This is a genomic window from Streptomyces sp. NPDC033845 (assembly GCF_055576225.1).
This window is the reverse complement of the sequence record NZ_JBVIRI010000049.1, coordinates 1-14,179: the sequence shown is the minus strand read 5'-3', so window position 1 is coordinate 14,179 and position 14,179 is coordinate 1. Positions and strand designations below refer to the sequence as shown.

At 64.7% G+C, this 14,179-nt stretch carries 12 protein-coding genes and 5 pseudogenes; 8 read left to right on the top strand and 9 right to left on the bottom strand.

Going from position 1 to position 14,179, the window contains the following annotated elements:
- Positions 1-201 precede the first annotated feature (201 nt).
- Together ACZ50K_RS37050 and ACZ50K_RS37045 are read right to left on the bottom strand one after the other, a co-directional pair.
- Positions 202-909, bottom strand: coding sequence for a transposase (locus ACZ50K_RS37050; RefSeq protein ID WP_468911751.1), 708 nt, complete (start codon positions 907-909; stop codon positions 202-204).
- A gap of 256 nt (positions 910-1,165) precedes the next feature.
- Positions 1,166-2,368: a putative adhesin gene (locus ACZ50K_RS37045; RefSeq protein ID WP_468911744.1), complete on the bottom strand. Its 1,203-nt coding sequence runs from the start codon at positions 2,366-2,368 to the stop codon at positions 1,166-1,168.
- A 457-nt stretch (positions 2,369-2,825) separates the two neighbouring features.
- Here ACZ50K_RS37045 and ACZ50K_RS37040 point away from each other — a divergent pair.
- The 4 genes and pseudogenes from ACZ50K_RS37040 to ACZ50K_RS37025 all read left to right on the top strand — a co-directional run.
- Positions 2,826-3,237, top strand: a pseudogene (locus tag ACZ50K_RS37040) (transposase family protein); the annotation flags it as partial.
- 348 nt (positions 3,238-3,585) lie between these two features.
- Complete coding sequence (locus ACZ50K_RS37035; RefSeq protein ID WP_468911741.1) at positions 3,586-3,981, top strand: transposase; 396 nt, start codon at positions 3,586-3,588, stop codon at positions 3,979-3,981.
- Positions 3,978-4,223, top strand: a pseudogene (locus ACZ50K_RS37030) (IS3 family transposase); the annotation flags it as partial. The gene ACZ50K_RS37035 and the pseudogene ACZ50K_RS37030, both read left to right, overlap by 4 nt.
- Before the next feature lie 20 nt (positions 4,224-4,243).
- Positions 4,244-4,657, top strand: a complete 414-nt coding sequence (locus tag ACZ50K_RS37025; protein ID WP_468911748.1) for a DDE-type integrase/transposase/recombinase — start codon at positions 4,244-4,246, stop codon at positions 4,655-4,657.
- Between the two features lie 28 nt (positions 4,658-4,685).
- Here the strand turns inward: ACZ50K_RS37025 and ACZ50K_RS37020 are convergent, their stop codons facing one another.
- From ACZ50K_RS37020 to ACZ50K_RS37000, 5 genes and pseudogenes are all read right to left on the bottom strand, one after another.
- Entirely contained in the window at positions 4,686-5,930 is a 1,245-nt protein-coding gene (locus ACZ50K_RS37020) for a putative adhesin (protein ID WP_468911738.1), read from the bottom strand.
- A 453-nt stretch (positions 5,931-6,383) separates the two neighbouring features.
- Positions 6,384-6,722 (bottom strand): hypothetical protein, encoded by a 339-nt coding sequence (locus ACZ50K_RS37015; RefSeq protein WP_468911736.1) that lies wholly within the window; start codon positions 6,720-6,722, stop codon positions 6,384-6,386.
- Positions 6,723-6,795: 73 nt separating this feature from the next.
- A pseudogene (locus ACZ50K_RS37010) lies at positions 6,796-8,005 on the bottom strand (IS3 family transposase).
- An 84-nt stretch (positions 8,006-8,089) separates the two neighbouring features.
- Positions 8,090-8,185: pseudogene (locus ACZ50K_RS37005) on the bottom strand (helix-turn-helix domain-containing protein); the annotation flags it as partial.
- 80 nt (positions 8,186-8,265) lie between these two features.
- Positions 8,266-9,344, bottom strand: a protein-coding gene (locus ACZ50K_RS37000; protein ID WP_468911746.1) for an IS630 family transposase whose coding sequence is annotated in 2 segments (ribosomal slippage) — positions 8,266-8,843 and positions 8,843-9,344 — 1,080 coding nt in all. Because the reading frame shifts where the segments join, the coding sequence is not laid out codon by codon here.
- A 76-nt stretch (positions 9,345-9,420) separates the two neighbouring features.
- Between ACZ50K_RS37000 and ACZ50K_RS36995 the strand changes: the two genes are divergently transcribed.
- From ACZ50K_RS36995 to ACZ50K_RS36985, 3 genes are read left to right on the top strand one after another with little or no spacing between them, the layout of a single operon-like run.
- Complete coding sequence (locus ACZ50K_RS36995) at positions 9,421-9,816, top strand: DUF4158 domain-containing protein (RefSeq protein WP_468911733.1); 396 nt, start codon at positions 9,421-9,423, stop codon at positions 9,814-9,816.
- A gap of 29 nt (positions 9,817-9,845) precedes the next feature.
- A complete protein-coding gene (locus tag ACZ50K_RS36990; protein ID WP_468911731.1) occupies positions 9,846-10,091 on the top strand; it encodes a hypothetical protein in 246 nt (81 codons plus the stop codon).
- 60 nt (positions 10,092-10,151) lie between these two features.
- A complete protein-coding gene (locus ACZ50K_RS36985; RefSeq protein ID WP_468911729.1) occupies positions 10,152-10,940 on the top strand; it encodes a Tn3 family transposase in 789 nt (262 codons plus the stop codon).
- A 54-nt stretch (positions 10,941-10,994) separates the two neighbouring features.
- Here the strand turns inward: ACZ50K_RS36985 and ACZ50K_RS36980 are convergent, their stop codons facing one another.
- Both ACZ50K_RS36980 and ACZ50K_RS36975 read right to left on the bottom strand, forming a co-directional pair.
- The gene (locus ACZ50K_RS36980; protein ID WP_468911726.1) at positions 10,995-13,052 is read right to left on the bottom strand and encodes an FUSC family protein; all 2,058 of its coding nucleotides are present in this window, start codon (positions 13,050-13,052) and stop codon (positions 10,995-10,997) included.
- 95 nt (positions 13,053-13,147) lie between these two features.
- Positions 13,148-13,606 (bottom strand): YbhB/YbcL family Raf kinase inhibitor-like protein, encoded by a 459-nt coding sequence (locus ACZ50K_RS36975; RefSeq protein WP_468911723.1) that lies wholly within the window; start codon positions 13,604-13,606, stop codon positions 13,148-13,150.
- A gap of 381 nt (positions 13,607-13,987) precedes the next feature.
- On the opposite strand from ACZ50K_RS36975, the pseudogene ACZ50K_RS36970 reads away from it, so the two are divergent.
- A pseudogene (locus tag ACZ50K_RS36970) lies at positions 13,988-14,179 on the top strand (site-specific recombinase); the annotation flags it as partial.

The following is a 14,179-nucleotide window of genomic DNA, read 5'->3' as shown; positions in this document are numbered from 1 at the left end:
AGCGACACCATCCAAGCCGTTGCCGGACTCCTCTCACACCAGCAAACCGCCACCCGAGGCACCCGTCAGGGACAGTGACCACCACGCTGACCTGCACCTCTCGTGGCGCCACCGCCAACCATGCACGAGCTCGTGAGGGTTGTCCCGTAAATGATCTTCGGGTGCCCTCGGGTGCGGTTGGCCGCTGTGCGGCCCGCTGGGCTATCCGGCGAGGGCGAGGTTGTGCATCCGGGCGATGCCGAGCATGGGGTGGTGGACGCCGTCGCCCTTGAGGCGGCAGTCGCGGAGGATCTTCCAGGTCTTCATGCGGGCGAAGACGTGCTCGACCCGGGCCCGGACCTGCTTGTGGGACGTGCTGTGCTCCTCCTTCCAGTCCGGGAGTGCGGTCTGGCCGCGCTGCCGGCAGTGCGGGATGACGAGTCCGGTGCCCGGGTAGCCGCCGTCGGCGATCGTGAGTGTGCTGCAGACGGCGGCTTTGGCGCCGGATTCCTCCCATGCCTTGCAGTCGTTGCGGTTCCCGGCGAGCGGCCGGCCGACCACGACGACCAGGCGGGTGTCGGCGTCGATGACGACCTGGTGGTTGGTGGAGTACCGAACGCGCTCGGCGATGGCATGGTCGCGGGTGGGCACGAGGGTGCCCTCCACGATGAGCACGGTGTCCTTGGCGAACCGCTTGCGGGGCTGGAGAGAGAACATCGGCCCGAGGTGGTCGATGATCCGGTACGCCGCCGACTTCGAGACCCCGAACAGAGGGGCGAGCTGCCGCATGGTCAGGTTCGTGCCCCAGTACGCCGCGACCAGCAGGGCCGGGTCCTCCAACGGAAGACTCCACGGCCGTCCCTTGCGGACCGCATCCGCACCCTCACGCCGCAGCACGGTCACCAGCTTCCCGAACTGCCGCGGGCTCAGCCCGGTGAACGGGGCTATCCAGGACGGGGGAGCTTCAACCGAAAACTTGACCTTCTGCTCGAACAGCTCGACCGCCTGCATCCACACCGATTCCTTGCGCCGACGCCCCACAGGACTCAACCCGCCCCCATACGAATATCTCACACACCACGAATACAGGAACCCGCTCACATCCATCAGGGACTTCGCAACCATTCACCCCAACGAGCTGACGTAGGTAACTCGCCATTCTCGAATTCGAATGCAATATGGCTTGCTAAAAAATTTCGACAATACTACCCCCCGATCCGACGCTCCCGAAAAGTGAAGTCTCTATGTCGGATGAGAACTCGGATTGGTAATCAAGCAGGACTGTCCGGAAAGCATGAAGGAATTCATTGAAGAATACTTCAAGATAGTCGATAAGGCATAGTTTTAGCGAATTAAACTCGTCTGCGCAGTTGAATATTTCGCTATCCTTTTCAAGCTTGAGAAACACCTTCGAAACGGCTTCTCTAGCCTCGGCGGGTAGTCTGTCTATCAGATCTTCGGATCGCAGGTACTCGTCGAAAACCTGGAAATTCCCCTCTACTCCTGGGCGATAGCAAAGGAACCACAATGCGTCCGCCCAGTGGTTCTGCTCCGGGCCTCCATTTTCTCTCATCCATGAATAGAAGCACTCCCTCCAAGCCGAATCATCACATTCGAGTGTGCTGAAAAATTCTGGATAGGGGGACCCGGATTGCAAATCTACTGCAATTTTATGAACGTGCCCCATATCGAATTTCTGGTACAGGAGCGGCGCCTCCGATGGGAGTGCGTCGTAGGCAGTCCGTAGTGCTCGCATTGCTGACGTAGACTTCTCTAGCATGGACTGCTCGAGACTGTCGGCTGAATCGAATTTTTCCTTGAACTCAAAAATCGCACTAGAGAAACTTGAGTTCATAGGGGTTTCGCCAGGGTCCTGCACGCGGCTCTCTGGGGGGGAAAGAGGGGACCAGCTCTTCGCGTCCCTATTATGGGGCATACAGCAGAGCATATGCAGATTCACAAGCCCGCTGCTGTAGCGCCTGTGAATCTTGTTTATTATCCCAGCGCAATCGGTATGATGAAATCCAAGATTCCAAAAATTCTGACAAAGTTTCGGAGTGGAACACAGGCGGGATTCAGTTGTGAATCCCGGCGTGTAACCCACGAATATCAAATTGGTGGGCAGCAGTAGGACCTGCTCTGCCCTTTCCTTTTGCGCAATCGTCAGGGGCGCCAGATAGTAATTCCTGATCAGGTAACCTTCACTTCGGGTCTCGTAAACTTCTACGGGGTCCCCGGTCCCAGATCTGGCCAATATCGCACTTTCATCGGCCAGTGGAATATTATAACCTTCGGGCGCATAGGTTTTGATGCAGAAATCCTTCGGAAGCATAACCTCCTCGTCTCGAAATCCGTTCCCGTGTCCAATTATGTAAACGTCGAGTGCCACTAATTCCCCTAATTGTAGGTTAATTCACTTAGAGTCTTGTTCCGAGATTTTCATGCTAAAGGGATGGCCCTTAGACGGAAGTTTAAGCAACCATAGGGCTGATTTCAGCCGTGGCGGTAAAAAAGCATCGGCCACTGAGTGATTAAAACTGGCCACCGATCGGGTGACGGGCTGCGGGCGGTGAAACAGGCGAAGCGTCATGGGTGGTGAGCGAGGTGTCTATGATCAGCTTCAGCCTTGGGCTACGTTAATTCCCTGTCGTGACGTACTCAATGTCCCCTACGCACTCGTGGAGTGGGGTCAGAATGCTCATCGTCACCCGCGAGGGCGCCCGAAGAAGAATGAGCTTCTTTGAGTTGGCCACCGATCGGGTGACGGGCAGGGGCTCGTAGCGGGCGAGGCTCCCGGACGGTGAGCGATATGTCTCACGTCTCAACTCGTTTGCCAGGGAGCCTTGTTGGTCACCTATCCTGCCGCGCTGAACCTTCCGCATGCCCTCGTGGTGTGGGTGGCGATGCTGATCGTCACCCGGGAGGGTGACCGACGGTGCAAGCTGCCTGCCTCTCAGCGGGTCCTGATCACACTCGTGTATCTGCGCAAGGCACGACACCCTCGCCCAGATCGCGGCCGGGTTCAGGATTAGCGAGAGCACGCCCCACACCTATGTACACAGCGTGATCACACACCTGGCTGCCCGCGCTCCCTCACTCACCCGCGCACCGCGGCAGACACGTCCCGAGTACGTGTTCGTGGACGGCACGCTCGCCAAGTGCGACCGCGTCGACAACGGCCAGGACGACTACTCCGGCAGGCACCGCAAGCACGGCGTGAACATCCAGGCGGTGACAGGTCCGGTAGGCGAACTCCTCCGAGACGACCTGGAGGGCGGCGCTCACCGCGCTCGGAAAGGCCGGCCGTTCCTGCCTCCCTCGGACCCTGCCCGCCACCAGCACCCTGGTGGTACATGGCCGGCCCGCAGCGTCTCCGCGCCGTTTCTGGAGGCCTGCCGGGTCTTCGCCGAAACCGGCAGGCAGGAAGCGGCCAAGGACGCTGCCCAGGCAGCGCGCACGCTGAAATCGTTGATGACCGTGCCGCACCTGCGCCACTATCGACAGCCCGCCCCGCCCCCGGGCAGCGACCCCGCGACCGTGTTCGCCCACGAGCGGACCGGTATGGAGAGCAACAGGTTCCTCGCGGGGGGGGCCTCCCCCTGAGTGGTGGACACGCTGATTCTGGATCTGCTTGATCCGGAGGAAGCGAGAAGACCGCCGATGGCGCTGAAGGACTATTCGGACGAGTTCAAGGCCGACGCTGTGGCCCTGTACGAGTCCACACCCGGGGCGACGTACAAGGGCATCGGCGCTGACCTGGGCGTCAACCGGGCGACCCTGCGGGAGTGGGTACTGCGGGACCGCGAACGCCGTGGCGTCACCGCCGCACCTGCACGGCCACCCGCCCGGCCGGCGGCGGTCGCATCCGCGGATCCGGATGAACGGGTCCGCCGCCTGGAGGCGAGGGTGGCGGAACTCGAGGCGAGTGAGCGCAAACTCGCGACCGAGCGGGACATCCTTCGCAAGGCGGCCAAGTATTTCGCCGGCGAGACGAACTGGTGACCAGCCGCTTCCAGTTCGTCGACGACCACCGGGCCACCTTTGAGGTGAAGCGGCTGTGCCAGGTCCTGGACGTCAACCGTTCCAGCTACTACAAGTGGCTCGCCGGCGCCGAGGCGAGGGCCGCCCGGCAACAAGAGGACCTGGTCCTGGCCGAACAGATCCGCCAAGTCCACCACGAGTCCGGCGCCTCCTACGGCTCCCCGCGGGTGACCGCCGAGCTCCGCGAGAAAGGACACCGGGTCAACGAGAAGCGGTCGCACGAATCACGCGGACGTTCTCCATCACCGGTATCCGCCTGCGCAGACGCGTCCGCACCACCGTCCCCGACCAGGCATCCTCACCGGTCCCCGACCTGTTCCAGCGGGACTTCACCGCTGGCGAGCCGGGGCGCAAACTCATGGGCGACATCACGTATCTCCCAGTCGCAGAAGGGAAGTTCCTCTACCTCGCGACTGTGCCGGACTGCTTCAGCCGGAAGATCGTCGGCTGGTCCATCGCCGACCACATGCGCACGGACCTCGTCACCGACGCCCTGAGGATGGCCGCCCGCACCCGCGGCTCGCTGGACGGCGCGATCTTCCACTCCGACCACGGAGCCCAGTACGGATCCAGGGCCTACGCCGACCTCTGCGACCAGCTCAAAGTCCCCCGGTACACAGGGCACCTGATGGGATGAAAGGAAGGAATGTGATTCCTTTCGTCGGCTAGGATGCGAGGAAGTTAGTTGATTGCGAAATTCGACTCCGCAGTTTGGGCCCGATGAATTCCAGAAAGGATTCAGCAGCTGCCCCACCGGAGACATATAGACGGACCCGTCCGAAGCTCCGCCCACAACGGATTGAACCACTTGCAAAAACTTCATTCGCAAGCCGTCCAAATATTTCAGATGCCCAAGCAGAGGAATCACCTCTAGCCTTGTCGAATATAACCGTGACGTCCGACGTCTGGAAGTAGGACAGACTAGCCTGATCGTCTCCTTCGGAGAAATCTTTCAATAGTTTGGCAATGCACGAAGTGTTCAGTTCCATAATTTTGGGTGTCACCTGCAGAGTACTCAGCTTGAACTGCTCATCCGTGAGGGCAGAGTAGTCAAAATTAGACTTTTCCCAAAATTCAACACTGGAATTACTGAGGATCTTGTGTGAAACGTTTCCGCCACGAATATTTACACCCTCCCCATCCAGCCACCACCGTAGCGTATCATTCAAAAGAAATGCACGCTTCCAGTTATCTTCAAATTTCAAGAATGCTCGAATTAGGCCACGCGCACCTCCCGATTCCTTCGCCCAGAGAAGCTCTGTGATGAGATAGGCGACATCCGCATCATAGGTGGCACCCTTCGGCATGGCACGCCTGGCCAACTCGTAGGCAACGCGACCAATCTTCGAATTTTCGTCGTAGCCTGGGTCGGACTTTACGTTCCCTTCGACGTCAGGGAAAAAGGCGGGATCCGATGACACGCTAGAGTCCCAACCCGTATTGACCATCGCACCGACCCGTCCGCCGACATCTTTGAGATCAACGGCCAAGCATGCAGCCCAGTGAATTTCTGAAATATGGGGATGGCTTTCAATGATTTCCGAGAGAGTGATTTCCGAGATCGGGACAAGCTGCTCAAATTCTGAATCCGGAGAAACGAACGCGAGCGAAAGACCATCGGCGGGACGTGCAGAGAAATTCCAGCAGTACCCCGGCTCGCAATCTAGCTCGTTGAGAAAGGTCTTCTCTGCCCCCTCTGGCAGCGGAGGAGCCAAGTCATAATCTGCCCACTCGTAAGTCCGAGTGGGCAGAGAATCGTAGACGGCCTTCTCCAGCAGTCTGCCTTTTTCGTCTGAAAGATTGTGAAGGAACTCCTGATAGAAGTGAACACGGACGCCCATTGGGAGTTTAATCATAGCTGGGGAGGTTCCGGGGTGCATGATTCCGTGTCCGCTTACAATTAGCTTCATGGTAATGCCTCTCGCACTTCAATCGAGGGAGTTCATGTTTGGCTATTCTGCCATTGTGGGAATTTTCCTGACTGGCTATTCGGGCAATCCAAGGAGCACTGTTCCTTCCCTCCCGCCTGGGGCCCCCGGAGGTCACCGCCGCCGGGTGGTCGTGGTGTGTCGCCCGCCCAGTCCCACAGACCCGGGTCCCCCGCCCGGGATTCGTAGTGGGCGCGGCCGCCGGGGCCGTAGAGACCGTCCTCGGCGATCAGCGCGACCCTGCCCGCCTCTTCGTCGTCGGTCCACCCCGTCACGTCGAGCAGCTGCCCGTCCAGGGGGATGCTGTGTGAAATCCCCCGAAACTGCACAGCATTCACCGAACCCGATTGCTGACGGCGTACGCCAGGCTGGCCGCTGCTATTCCTACCGCGAGAGGGGGGACTGACACGAAAATGACCCCCGTGGTGCGGTGGTTCAGGCCGTGATGGGGTCGAAGCGGATGGTCAGTCCAAGGTTGTTGGCTTCCTTGATCATGCGGCGCATAGCGCGTTCGGGATCGCGGCGGGTGAAGTGGTCGATGCCGAGGTCACGGTAGGGCGCGTGGTCGTGCAGGACATGCCAGATGGCGATCGAGAGTTTGTGCATGACGGCGACCAGGGCCCGTTTGCCACCTCGTCTGGCCGCGATCCGTCGGAAGAAGACACCGAGGCAGGAGTCCTTCTTCCGGATGGCGACCATCGCGGCGATCCCGAGCAGGCGTTTGAGGTTCTTGTTCCCGGGGCGGGTTCGGCCGGAGCGGTTCACCCCGGCCAACTGGTTCTATCCGGGGCAGACCCCGATCCAGGACGCGAGGCGGTGGGGCCTTGACCCCGGATTTTGAACACATCTATGCGGCCTGAGCCAGGGTAGTTGCTGCTGTTTGGAGGGCGTTCTCGTAGGCGATCGGGGATCGCTGGCCGAGGCGCGAGTGCCGACGTCGGGTGTTGTATCGGGTCAGCCAGCGGAAGGCGTCGAGTCTGGCCTCGCGCTCGCTCGACCAGGCTTTGCGGCCTTTGAGTGTCTCTCTCTTGAAGGCGGCGTTGAAGCTTTCCGCGGCTGCGTTGTCCGCGCTGGAGCCGATCGCGCCCATGCTCTGCCGGACCCCTGCTGACCTGCAGATTTCAGCGAATGCCCTGCTCGAATATTGAGATCCGTGATCCGTGTGCATGATCACTCCGGCCAGGTTCCCGCGGGTCCGCTCGGCGACCGTCAGGGCGTCGATCACGAGCTCTGTCCGCATGTGGTCGGCGATCGCCCAGCCGGCCCATCGGCGTGAGACGAGGTCGATGACGGTGGCGAGGTAGAGCGGTTTCACGCCGCTGACCGGCAGGTATGTGATGTCGCCGACGTACTTCGTGTTCACCGCGGCCGCGGTGAAGTCACGGCCGATCAGGTCCGGTGCCTCGCCGCGGCCTGGTCCGCGACGGTGGTGCGGTGCCGGCGGCCCAGGCGGACTCCCTCGAGCCCGATGGTCCGCATGATCCTGGCGACGCGCTTGTGGTTGACTGCCGGGCCGCCCTCGTCGCGGAGTTCCGCGGTAATCCTGGGGGCTCCGTAGGTGCCGTCGGAGTCCTGGTGGATTTTGCGTATCCGGGCCGCGATCTGGGCTTCGACACTCTGGCGGGCCGCTCTTGCTGCCGCGGTGCGGCGCCAGTAGGAGAAGCTCGACCGGGAAAGGCCGAGGATGTCGCAGAGCCGCTTCACGCCGTGCCGGCGCTGGTGATCCTGGACGAACTGGTAGCGGTTCACCAGCGCGTCTCCGTCGCGAAATACCGGGCCGCCTTGCGGAGAATGTCCCGCTCTTCCTCCAGCTCACGGATCCTCTTGCGGGCTGCGGCCAGCTCGGCCGGAACGGCGTCGCCGATGGCCTGCGACGCGGCCGGCGGTGCGGAGGGGGCGCCAGGTCGGCGGCCGTCGGCGGCCCGGATCCAGTTCCGCAGCGTCTCGGTGTTCACCCCGAGACCACCGGCGACCGACTTGATCGTCGCTCCCGGCCTCGACCGGTACAACGCGACCGCGTCCGCCTTGAACTCGACGGGGTAATGCTTCATCCCCACAAAGGACTCCGTTCTCCTGGACCATCAAGATCCAAGGGTCTCCGGTGTCCAAGATCCGGGGTCAAGGCCCATCTCCGTGCTGCCCCGCCCATCGGCAAACATCCCGACTGCTTCCATCCGGACCCGCTCACGGAATGTTTGTCTCTCCGCGGTCAGATTCCCACCCTGCGGATACCTCATACATCCGGCATACCGCGACGATCACCAACCGTCAGCCCCTACGACAAGACGACTTCAAGGTCAGTACTGACTTCGGCGTTTCAAGGTGAGGCTGGGTTGTCGAGGGTGAGGCCGGAGCAGGCTATGAAGCCGTTGAGGGTGTGGGGCCGGTATTGAAGGTGTTTGAGGCGGTTGCGGACGAGGGTTTCGAGGCGGTCGAGGGCCATGACGGCGAGGTTGGCGAGGCTGCGTTTGACGTGGGCCCATACCCACTCGACCGGGTTGAGGTCGGGTGAGTAGGCGGGCAGCAGGAACACCGTCAGCCACTTCCGCTCCGCCACGAGACCCTGCATTTTGCGGGACACGTGGGTGTTCAGGCGGTCCCAGACCAGCACGATCGGCGCCCTGACCAGCTGATGGACTCCGTCGATCAGCGCGATGAAGTCCCGCTCGCCCATGCTGCGACGTGTGCCCTTTCCCGCGGGGTGGGTCCGCAGACGGTGGCACAGCCGGGTCCTCGACCCCGGTCGCATCGCGATCAGCCCGGCCACCGACAGCCGTCCCGAACGCCAGCCGCTGACCGTCACGACCGGGGTGATGCCGCGCCGGCCCCAGGTCCGTCCGCGAGGCGGCCTCCGGGTGACGCCGGCTTCGTCCTCGAAGCAGACGTAGCCCCCGCAGGCCGCCCTCGCCCTTTTACCTCCGCCCAGGTCGCCTCCTTCCACACGGCGACGGCCTGTTCGTCGCGTTCAGCGACCCGCCGGGCGGGAACCTGAGGACTGAAGCCCAGCCGGTGCATCAACCGGGTGGCCCCGGAGACGCTGTAGGTGATGTGGAACTTCCCGCCGATCAGCGTGGCCACCCTTGAGGCGGTCCACACCTGGTCCTCCACCCATCCATGAGCGGCCGGCCCCTCCTCCAGATACGCGGCCAGCTTCTCCAGACACCGCGGGGACAGACGACACCGCGACCCGCTCGGACCGCGGGAGGCCAGGGCCTGAACGCCACCCTCCCGCCACAACTGGTGCCACTTATAAGCCGACTTCACGCTCACTCTCAGCCGCGCTGCAACCTCCGACGGCTTGACCTGTTGCTCAAACAATTCCGCCGCCTGCATCCGCACAGACTCCCGTCGACGGCGCCCCGTCGGAGTCAGCCCGCCCCCATCCGCATATCTCACACACCACGGATACAGCCACTCATCCGTACCCGTCAGGGACTTCAAAGACATTCACCCCGACGAGCCGAAGTCAGTAATGCTGAAGTATTTCGAGTTGGAGGGCCGGTTCCCCCAGTGCCTGGAGGAGTTCCCGCCGGCCGCGGTTGACTACGTCGCCGACGTGGTCAAGGTGCCGGGCGGAGACCTGGCGAAGTACGACCTGTCGTCCCGGTCCGCGAAGGGGCACCGTGCGCAGATCCGCGAGGCCCTCGGGTTCCGACCGTCGACCCGCGCCGACGAGGAACGGCTGACCGGCTGGCTCGCCGATGAGGTCTGCCCCGTCGAGCTGGTGGAGGACCGGCTGCGCGAGGCCCTGCTCGTGCAGTGCCGCAGCGACCGCATCGAGCCCCCGGGCCGTATCGAGCCGATCGTGGCCGCCGCGCGGGCGCGCGGGCGGACCGGGTCTTCTGCGCGCGGACCGTCGCCCGTCTGAGCGAGGTGTGCGCCGGGCGCATACTGGAGATGGTGGCGGAGGGCAACGAGGACGGCACCGCGCTGCTGGCGGCGCTGAAGCGGGACCCCGGCGCGGTGGGCCTGGACTCGCTCCTGACGGAGATCACCAAGCTGACCGCCGTCCGTCAGCTCGGTCTGCCAGAAGGGCTGTTCGCGGACTGCTCGGAGAAGCTGGTGGCCCCCTGGCGGGCACGGGCGATCAAGATGTACCCCTCGGACTTTCGGGACGCGGGCGAGGACGTACGGCACGTCTAGCGGAAGAACGTCTGCATCTACTCCCAGCTGAAGTCCTGTTCATCGTCCGAGGTCGCGGCGATGATCGAGGGCCTGCTGCGGCACTGCACCGACGCCGAGATCGAATCCAACTACGTCGACACCCACGGCGCCTCGGTCGTCGGGTTCGCCTTCACGGAGCTGCTGAACTTCCGCCTGCTCCCGCGGCTGAAGAACATCGGCAGCATCCGCCTGTATCGCCCGGACGACACCCCGCCCGGATGGCCAGCGCTCGGCGCCTCACTGACCCGCCCCATCCGCTGGGAGCTGATCGGGCAGCAGTACGACCAGATGGTCAAGTACGCCACCGCGCTCCGGCTCGCAGCGGAGGCCGAGCAGGTCCTGCGGCGCTTCACCCGCGGCGGCCCCAAGCACCCGACATACCAGGCTTTGGAGGAACTCGGCCGAGCGGTCCGCACTGTCTTCGCCTGCGACTACCTGGCCGGCCCCGGCCTGCGCCGGGAGATCCACGGCGGGCTCCAGGTCGTGGAGAACTGGAACAGCGCGAACACGGTGCTCCACTACGGCAAGGACGGCGCGCTGACCGGCCCGGACAAGGAGCATGCCGAGACCTCGATGCTGGCACTGCACCTGCTCCATTCCGCGCTCGTACACGTCAATACTTTGCTGGTGCAGGAGGTCCTGGCTGAACCGGCCTGGGCCAAGAAGCTGGGCGATGCGGACCGGCGTGGGCTGACCGCGCTGTTCTGGTCGAACGTCAACCCGTATGGCACCTTCCGCCTCGACATGGACAAGCGGCTCGACCTGGGACTGCCGGTCACCGTGCCCCGCCCCCGCTCCGCCGAAGCCACCGCCCGGGCGGTCCGCTGAACCTCGGCGCGGCGGGCTGGAGAAGTGCTCGCTTCTACCGCACGGGCAGCGTTCTCACCGCAACGAGTGAGGGATCCGCACGATGCACGCTGCGATGTCCGCGAGGAGCCTGATGACGGGTTCGTTGTCACGGACCTCTCCGCGTGTCCGGGTGTCGTCGTTCCGGTGCGTGGGGAGCTCACCGAGCCGCTGGGCGTGAAGCTGGACGAGGTAGAGGCGCATGGCGTCGAGGGTGTCGGTCAGGGCTTGCGTGTGCGTGTCCTGCTCGGCAGGCTGCGGTGCTGTCAGGGCTGCGCGGGCATGAGTGCGGTAGTCGGCAAGGCCGGGGATGAGCCTGGCGCGTGACGTGGCGTGTACCGTCAAGGCGCCGATGTGCTCGAGGAGTGAGGCCAGGGTGGTGAGAGTGGCGGAGGCGACCGCGAGGGCTTCGGTGTTGCGGCAGGGTTCTTTGCTGGCGTGCTGCCATGTGGCCCGGGCCTTGACGAGTGCGTCTTCCGCTGCGCGGCGAACATGGTCTGCGGGGAGCGCCTTGGGGTCGGTGAGCGAGTGTAGGGCCGCGTCCAGGTAGGTGGCGGTGGCGTGGGTTGCTTGGGTGGTGTGCTGGGTGAGTCGGTCGTGGTCCCAGGTGGGCCACAGGAGGTAGCCGCCCAGGAGCGCGGCGGCGCTGCCGAGGACGGTCATGGCGATGCGTTCAAGAGCTGATGCCCAGTCTCCGGGCTGGGCGACGTCGCCGATCAGCAGCACCAGGGGGGTGCCGAAGACGACCCAGAAGGCGTAGTTGACGGGTCTGAGGGTGAACCCTGCGCTGATGATCGCGAAGAGCAGGACGGCGAGAACCGCGGGGTCTGTGACTCCTGCGATGAGGAGTGCGGCGCAGATGCCGCCGATCAGGTTGCCGGCGATGCGCTGTCCGGCGCGTTCGAGGGTGGTGCCGTACTGGGGGCGCAGGACGCGCAGGACGGCCAGGGTCGCCCACTCGCCGTGCGGAAGGCCCGTGACCGTGACCAGGATGAAGACGGCGGCGCAGACGGCCGTGACGCGCAGGGCGTGGCGGTAGGCGGAGGAGTCGAGCGTCATCGCGGCGCGCAGGCGTGCGGTGTCGAATCCGATCTTGCGTGGTGGGACTGGGTGGAGCCGGGTGGAAGCGTCTGCTGCCAGAGCACCGGCTTGCCGGTGCGCGGTGAGGGTGGCGGTGTGGATGCGTTCGAGAAGCCGGCGTTGGCGCCCGGCTCTGGCGAGCATCGCGTACGGCTCCTGGCCCAGAGCTGTCCGTGAACGCATGGCGTCGCAGACGAGGCCGAGATCCTTCAGCGCCCCGGCCGCCTCCGGAGTGGCGGTCGCGTGGCCCGGAGAGGCGAGCTTCCGTGCGGTATGCGAGAGGTGGCTGGCCAGCGCCTGGGCGGCGGCGGTGAACTGCGGTCGGATGGGCGGCGGCGGGGGGCCGGTCTGGGCCAGTGCCGCAGTGAGGTCGCCCAGCAGGGCCGCCTGGTGCAGCAGCGGATCGACCCGGGCAGCCAGGCCTTCATCACCGCCCGGGCCACGCAGTGCCAGAGCCGCCTGTTGTGCCCTGCGCAACGCGGGAACCGCACTCGTATGGTCGCCGTCACCACGGTCAGAGCCGGCGGCGATCCAGACGAGGCGTCGGCCGGCCTCCCGGTAGGGATCGGCTGCGGCCGTCAGGACGCTGCGCAGGCGCGGGGCGGGGGTGAGCAGGCCGGTGGCAGCGGCGTACCAGAGGCCACCCGCCAATACGAGAAGCGCGGCACTCACCGTGCCGTCCGATGGCCCGGAGGCGGCCTGGCCGGCTCCGGCCAGCAGCGCGGTCGCCGGCATGGTGCCCAGGCGGGCCACCATCCCATGCACCGCCTCGCCCATGGCAGCGAGGAAGACCAGCACGAGCAGCAGGGCCAGAGCGAGCGGGAACAGTCCCGTGGCCAGTTCTCCGGCCCAGAACGCGAGCGCGTTGACGACACCCGCCACCACCAGCCCGGCCGTCCGCTGCCTCCGGGGGCCGCCCTTGTTGGTGAACGCGGCCACATACGCGCCCAGGCACGCCAGTGCCCCAGCCTCGGGATCGCCAGCCACCACACCCGCCAGCAGGGGCAAACCCACGGCCGCCCCGTTGACCAGCCCCGCTCCGGCCGCGGGCCTGCTGCCCTCAGCCGGAGCGAACAAGCCGGACAGCCGGGCCCAGCCCCTGAGCCTTCTCAACCGCGCTGGAACCGGCCCATCAACACCGCCTGCTCCAGGACATGACCTGCCATGGCCACTTCAAGCTCCGCACGCCCCGCAGAAGGCGCCAATTCCAGGACGGTGTCGAGCGCGTACAGGGTGAAGAAGTACCGGTGCGGGCCGTCACCGGGCGGCGGGGCCGGACCAATCCACGTATTCGTACCCCTCGTGGTGACCCCCACCACCCCCACTCCCTCCTCGGCTTCGGACAGGCGGCGCTGCCCCGCGGGGATGTTCCACACCACCCAGTGGTCGAAGTTCCCATCCGGCCGTCTCTCCCGGGGCACATCCGGATCGTGCACCACCAGCGCCAGGCTCACCGCCCCGGCAGGCACCTCATCGAACTCCAGCGGTACCAAGGACTCGCTCCCGTCCACCGAGTGCTCGGCAGGGATCCAGCCCCCGTCCTGGAAAGACGGACTCGCAATCTTCATAGCGACATCCTCCGCTATTCCGGCAAAACCGGCTCGCTACCACGCCTTGCGCCACACACAGCGCCTGTCGCGGTAAATGCCGGATTTACTGCGGAGGAGCCTCTAGCGTGATCATCGCGACCTGCGGCGGGTTCTCCAGCTGTCACAGGCGAGGTGTACGCATTTACTGCGGCAGGGCCGGGAGGGCGGGATGGGTATGGCGATCGAACCGGTGACCGAACTCGGAGACGGGGGCGCGTTGCGGCTGCCACGCGCCGGGGTAGTGCCCCTGTCCGCCCCGCCCTCGTCGTACACCGCGGCGGTCGAGCGGTACCTCACCGGCGCGGGCATCGCGAATCCTCCGCGAGGATCTACCGGATCTCTCTGACGACCTGGGGGTGGATGCTGGCTGGCGAACCCGCGCCGACCGGACCGGCCCGCCGGGGCGCGAAGCCGCCCGCCTTCCCCGTCACCGCCATCGACGACCCGGCACTGCCGAAAGTGCTGGCCGAGCTGGCGGCGGCGCGGGCGGACGAGATGGACGCCGATACCGTCAACCGGGAGCTGTCCATCGCGCGCAAGGCGACCGGCTGG

What these genes read in the sequence shown, in the direction of transcription:
- ACZ50K_RS36975 (WP_468911723.1), bottom strand. Translation starts at nt 13,606, where the DNA reads ATGAAGATTGCGAGTCCGTCTTTCCAGGACGGGGGCTGGATCCCTGCC.
- ACZ50K_RS36995 (WP_468911733.1), top strand. Translation starts at nt 9,421, where the DNA reads ATGCTGAAGTATTTCGAGTTGGAGGGCCGGTTCCCCCAGTGCCTGGAG.
- ACZ50K_RS36985 (WP_468911729.1), top strand. Translation starts at nt 10,152, where the DNA reads ATGATCGAGGGCCTGCTGCGGCACTGCACCGACGCCGAGATCGAATCC.
- ACZ50K_RS36990 (WP_468911731.1), top strand. Translation starts at nt 9,846, where the DNA reads ATGGTGGCGGAGGGCAACGAGGACGGCACCGCGCTGCTGGCGGCGCTG.
- ACZ50K_RS37020 (WP_468911738.1), bottom strand. Translation starts at nt 5,930, where the DNA reads ATGAAGCTAATTGTAAGCGGACACGGAATCATGCACCCCGGAACCTCC.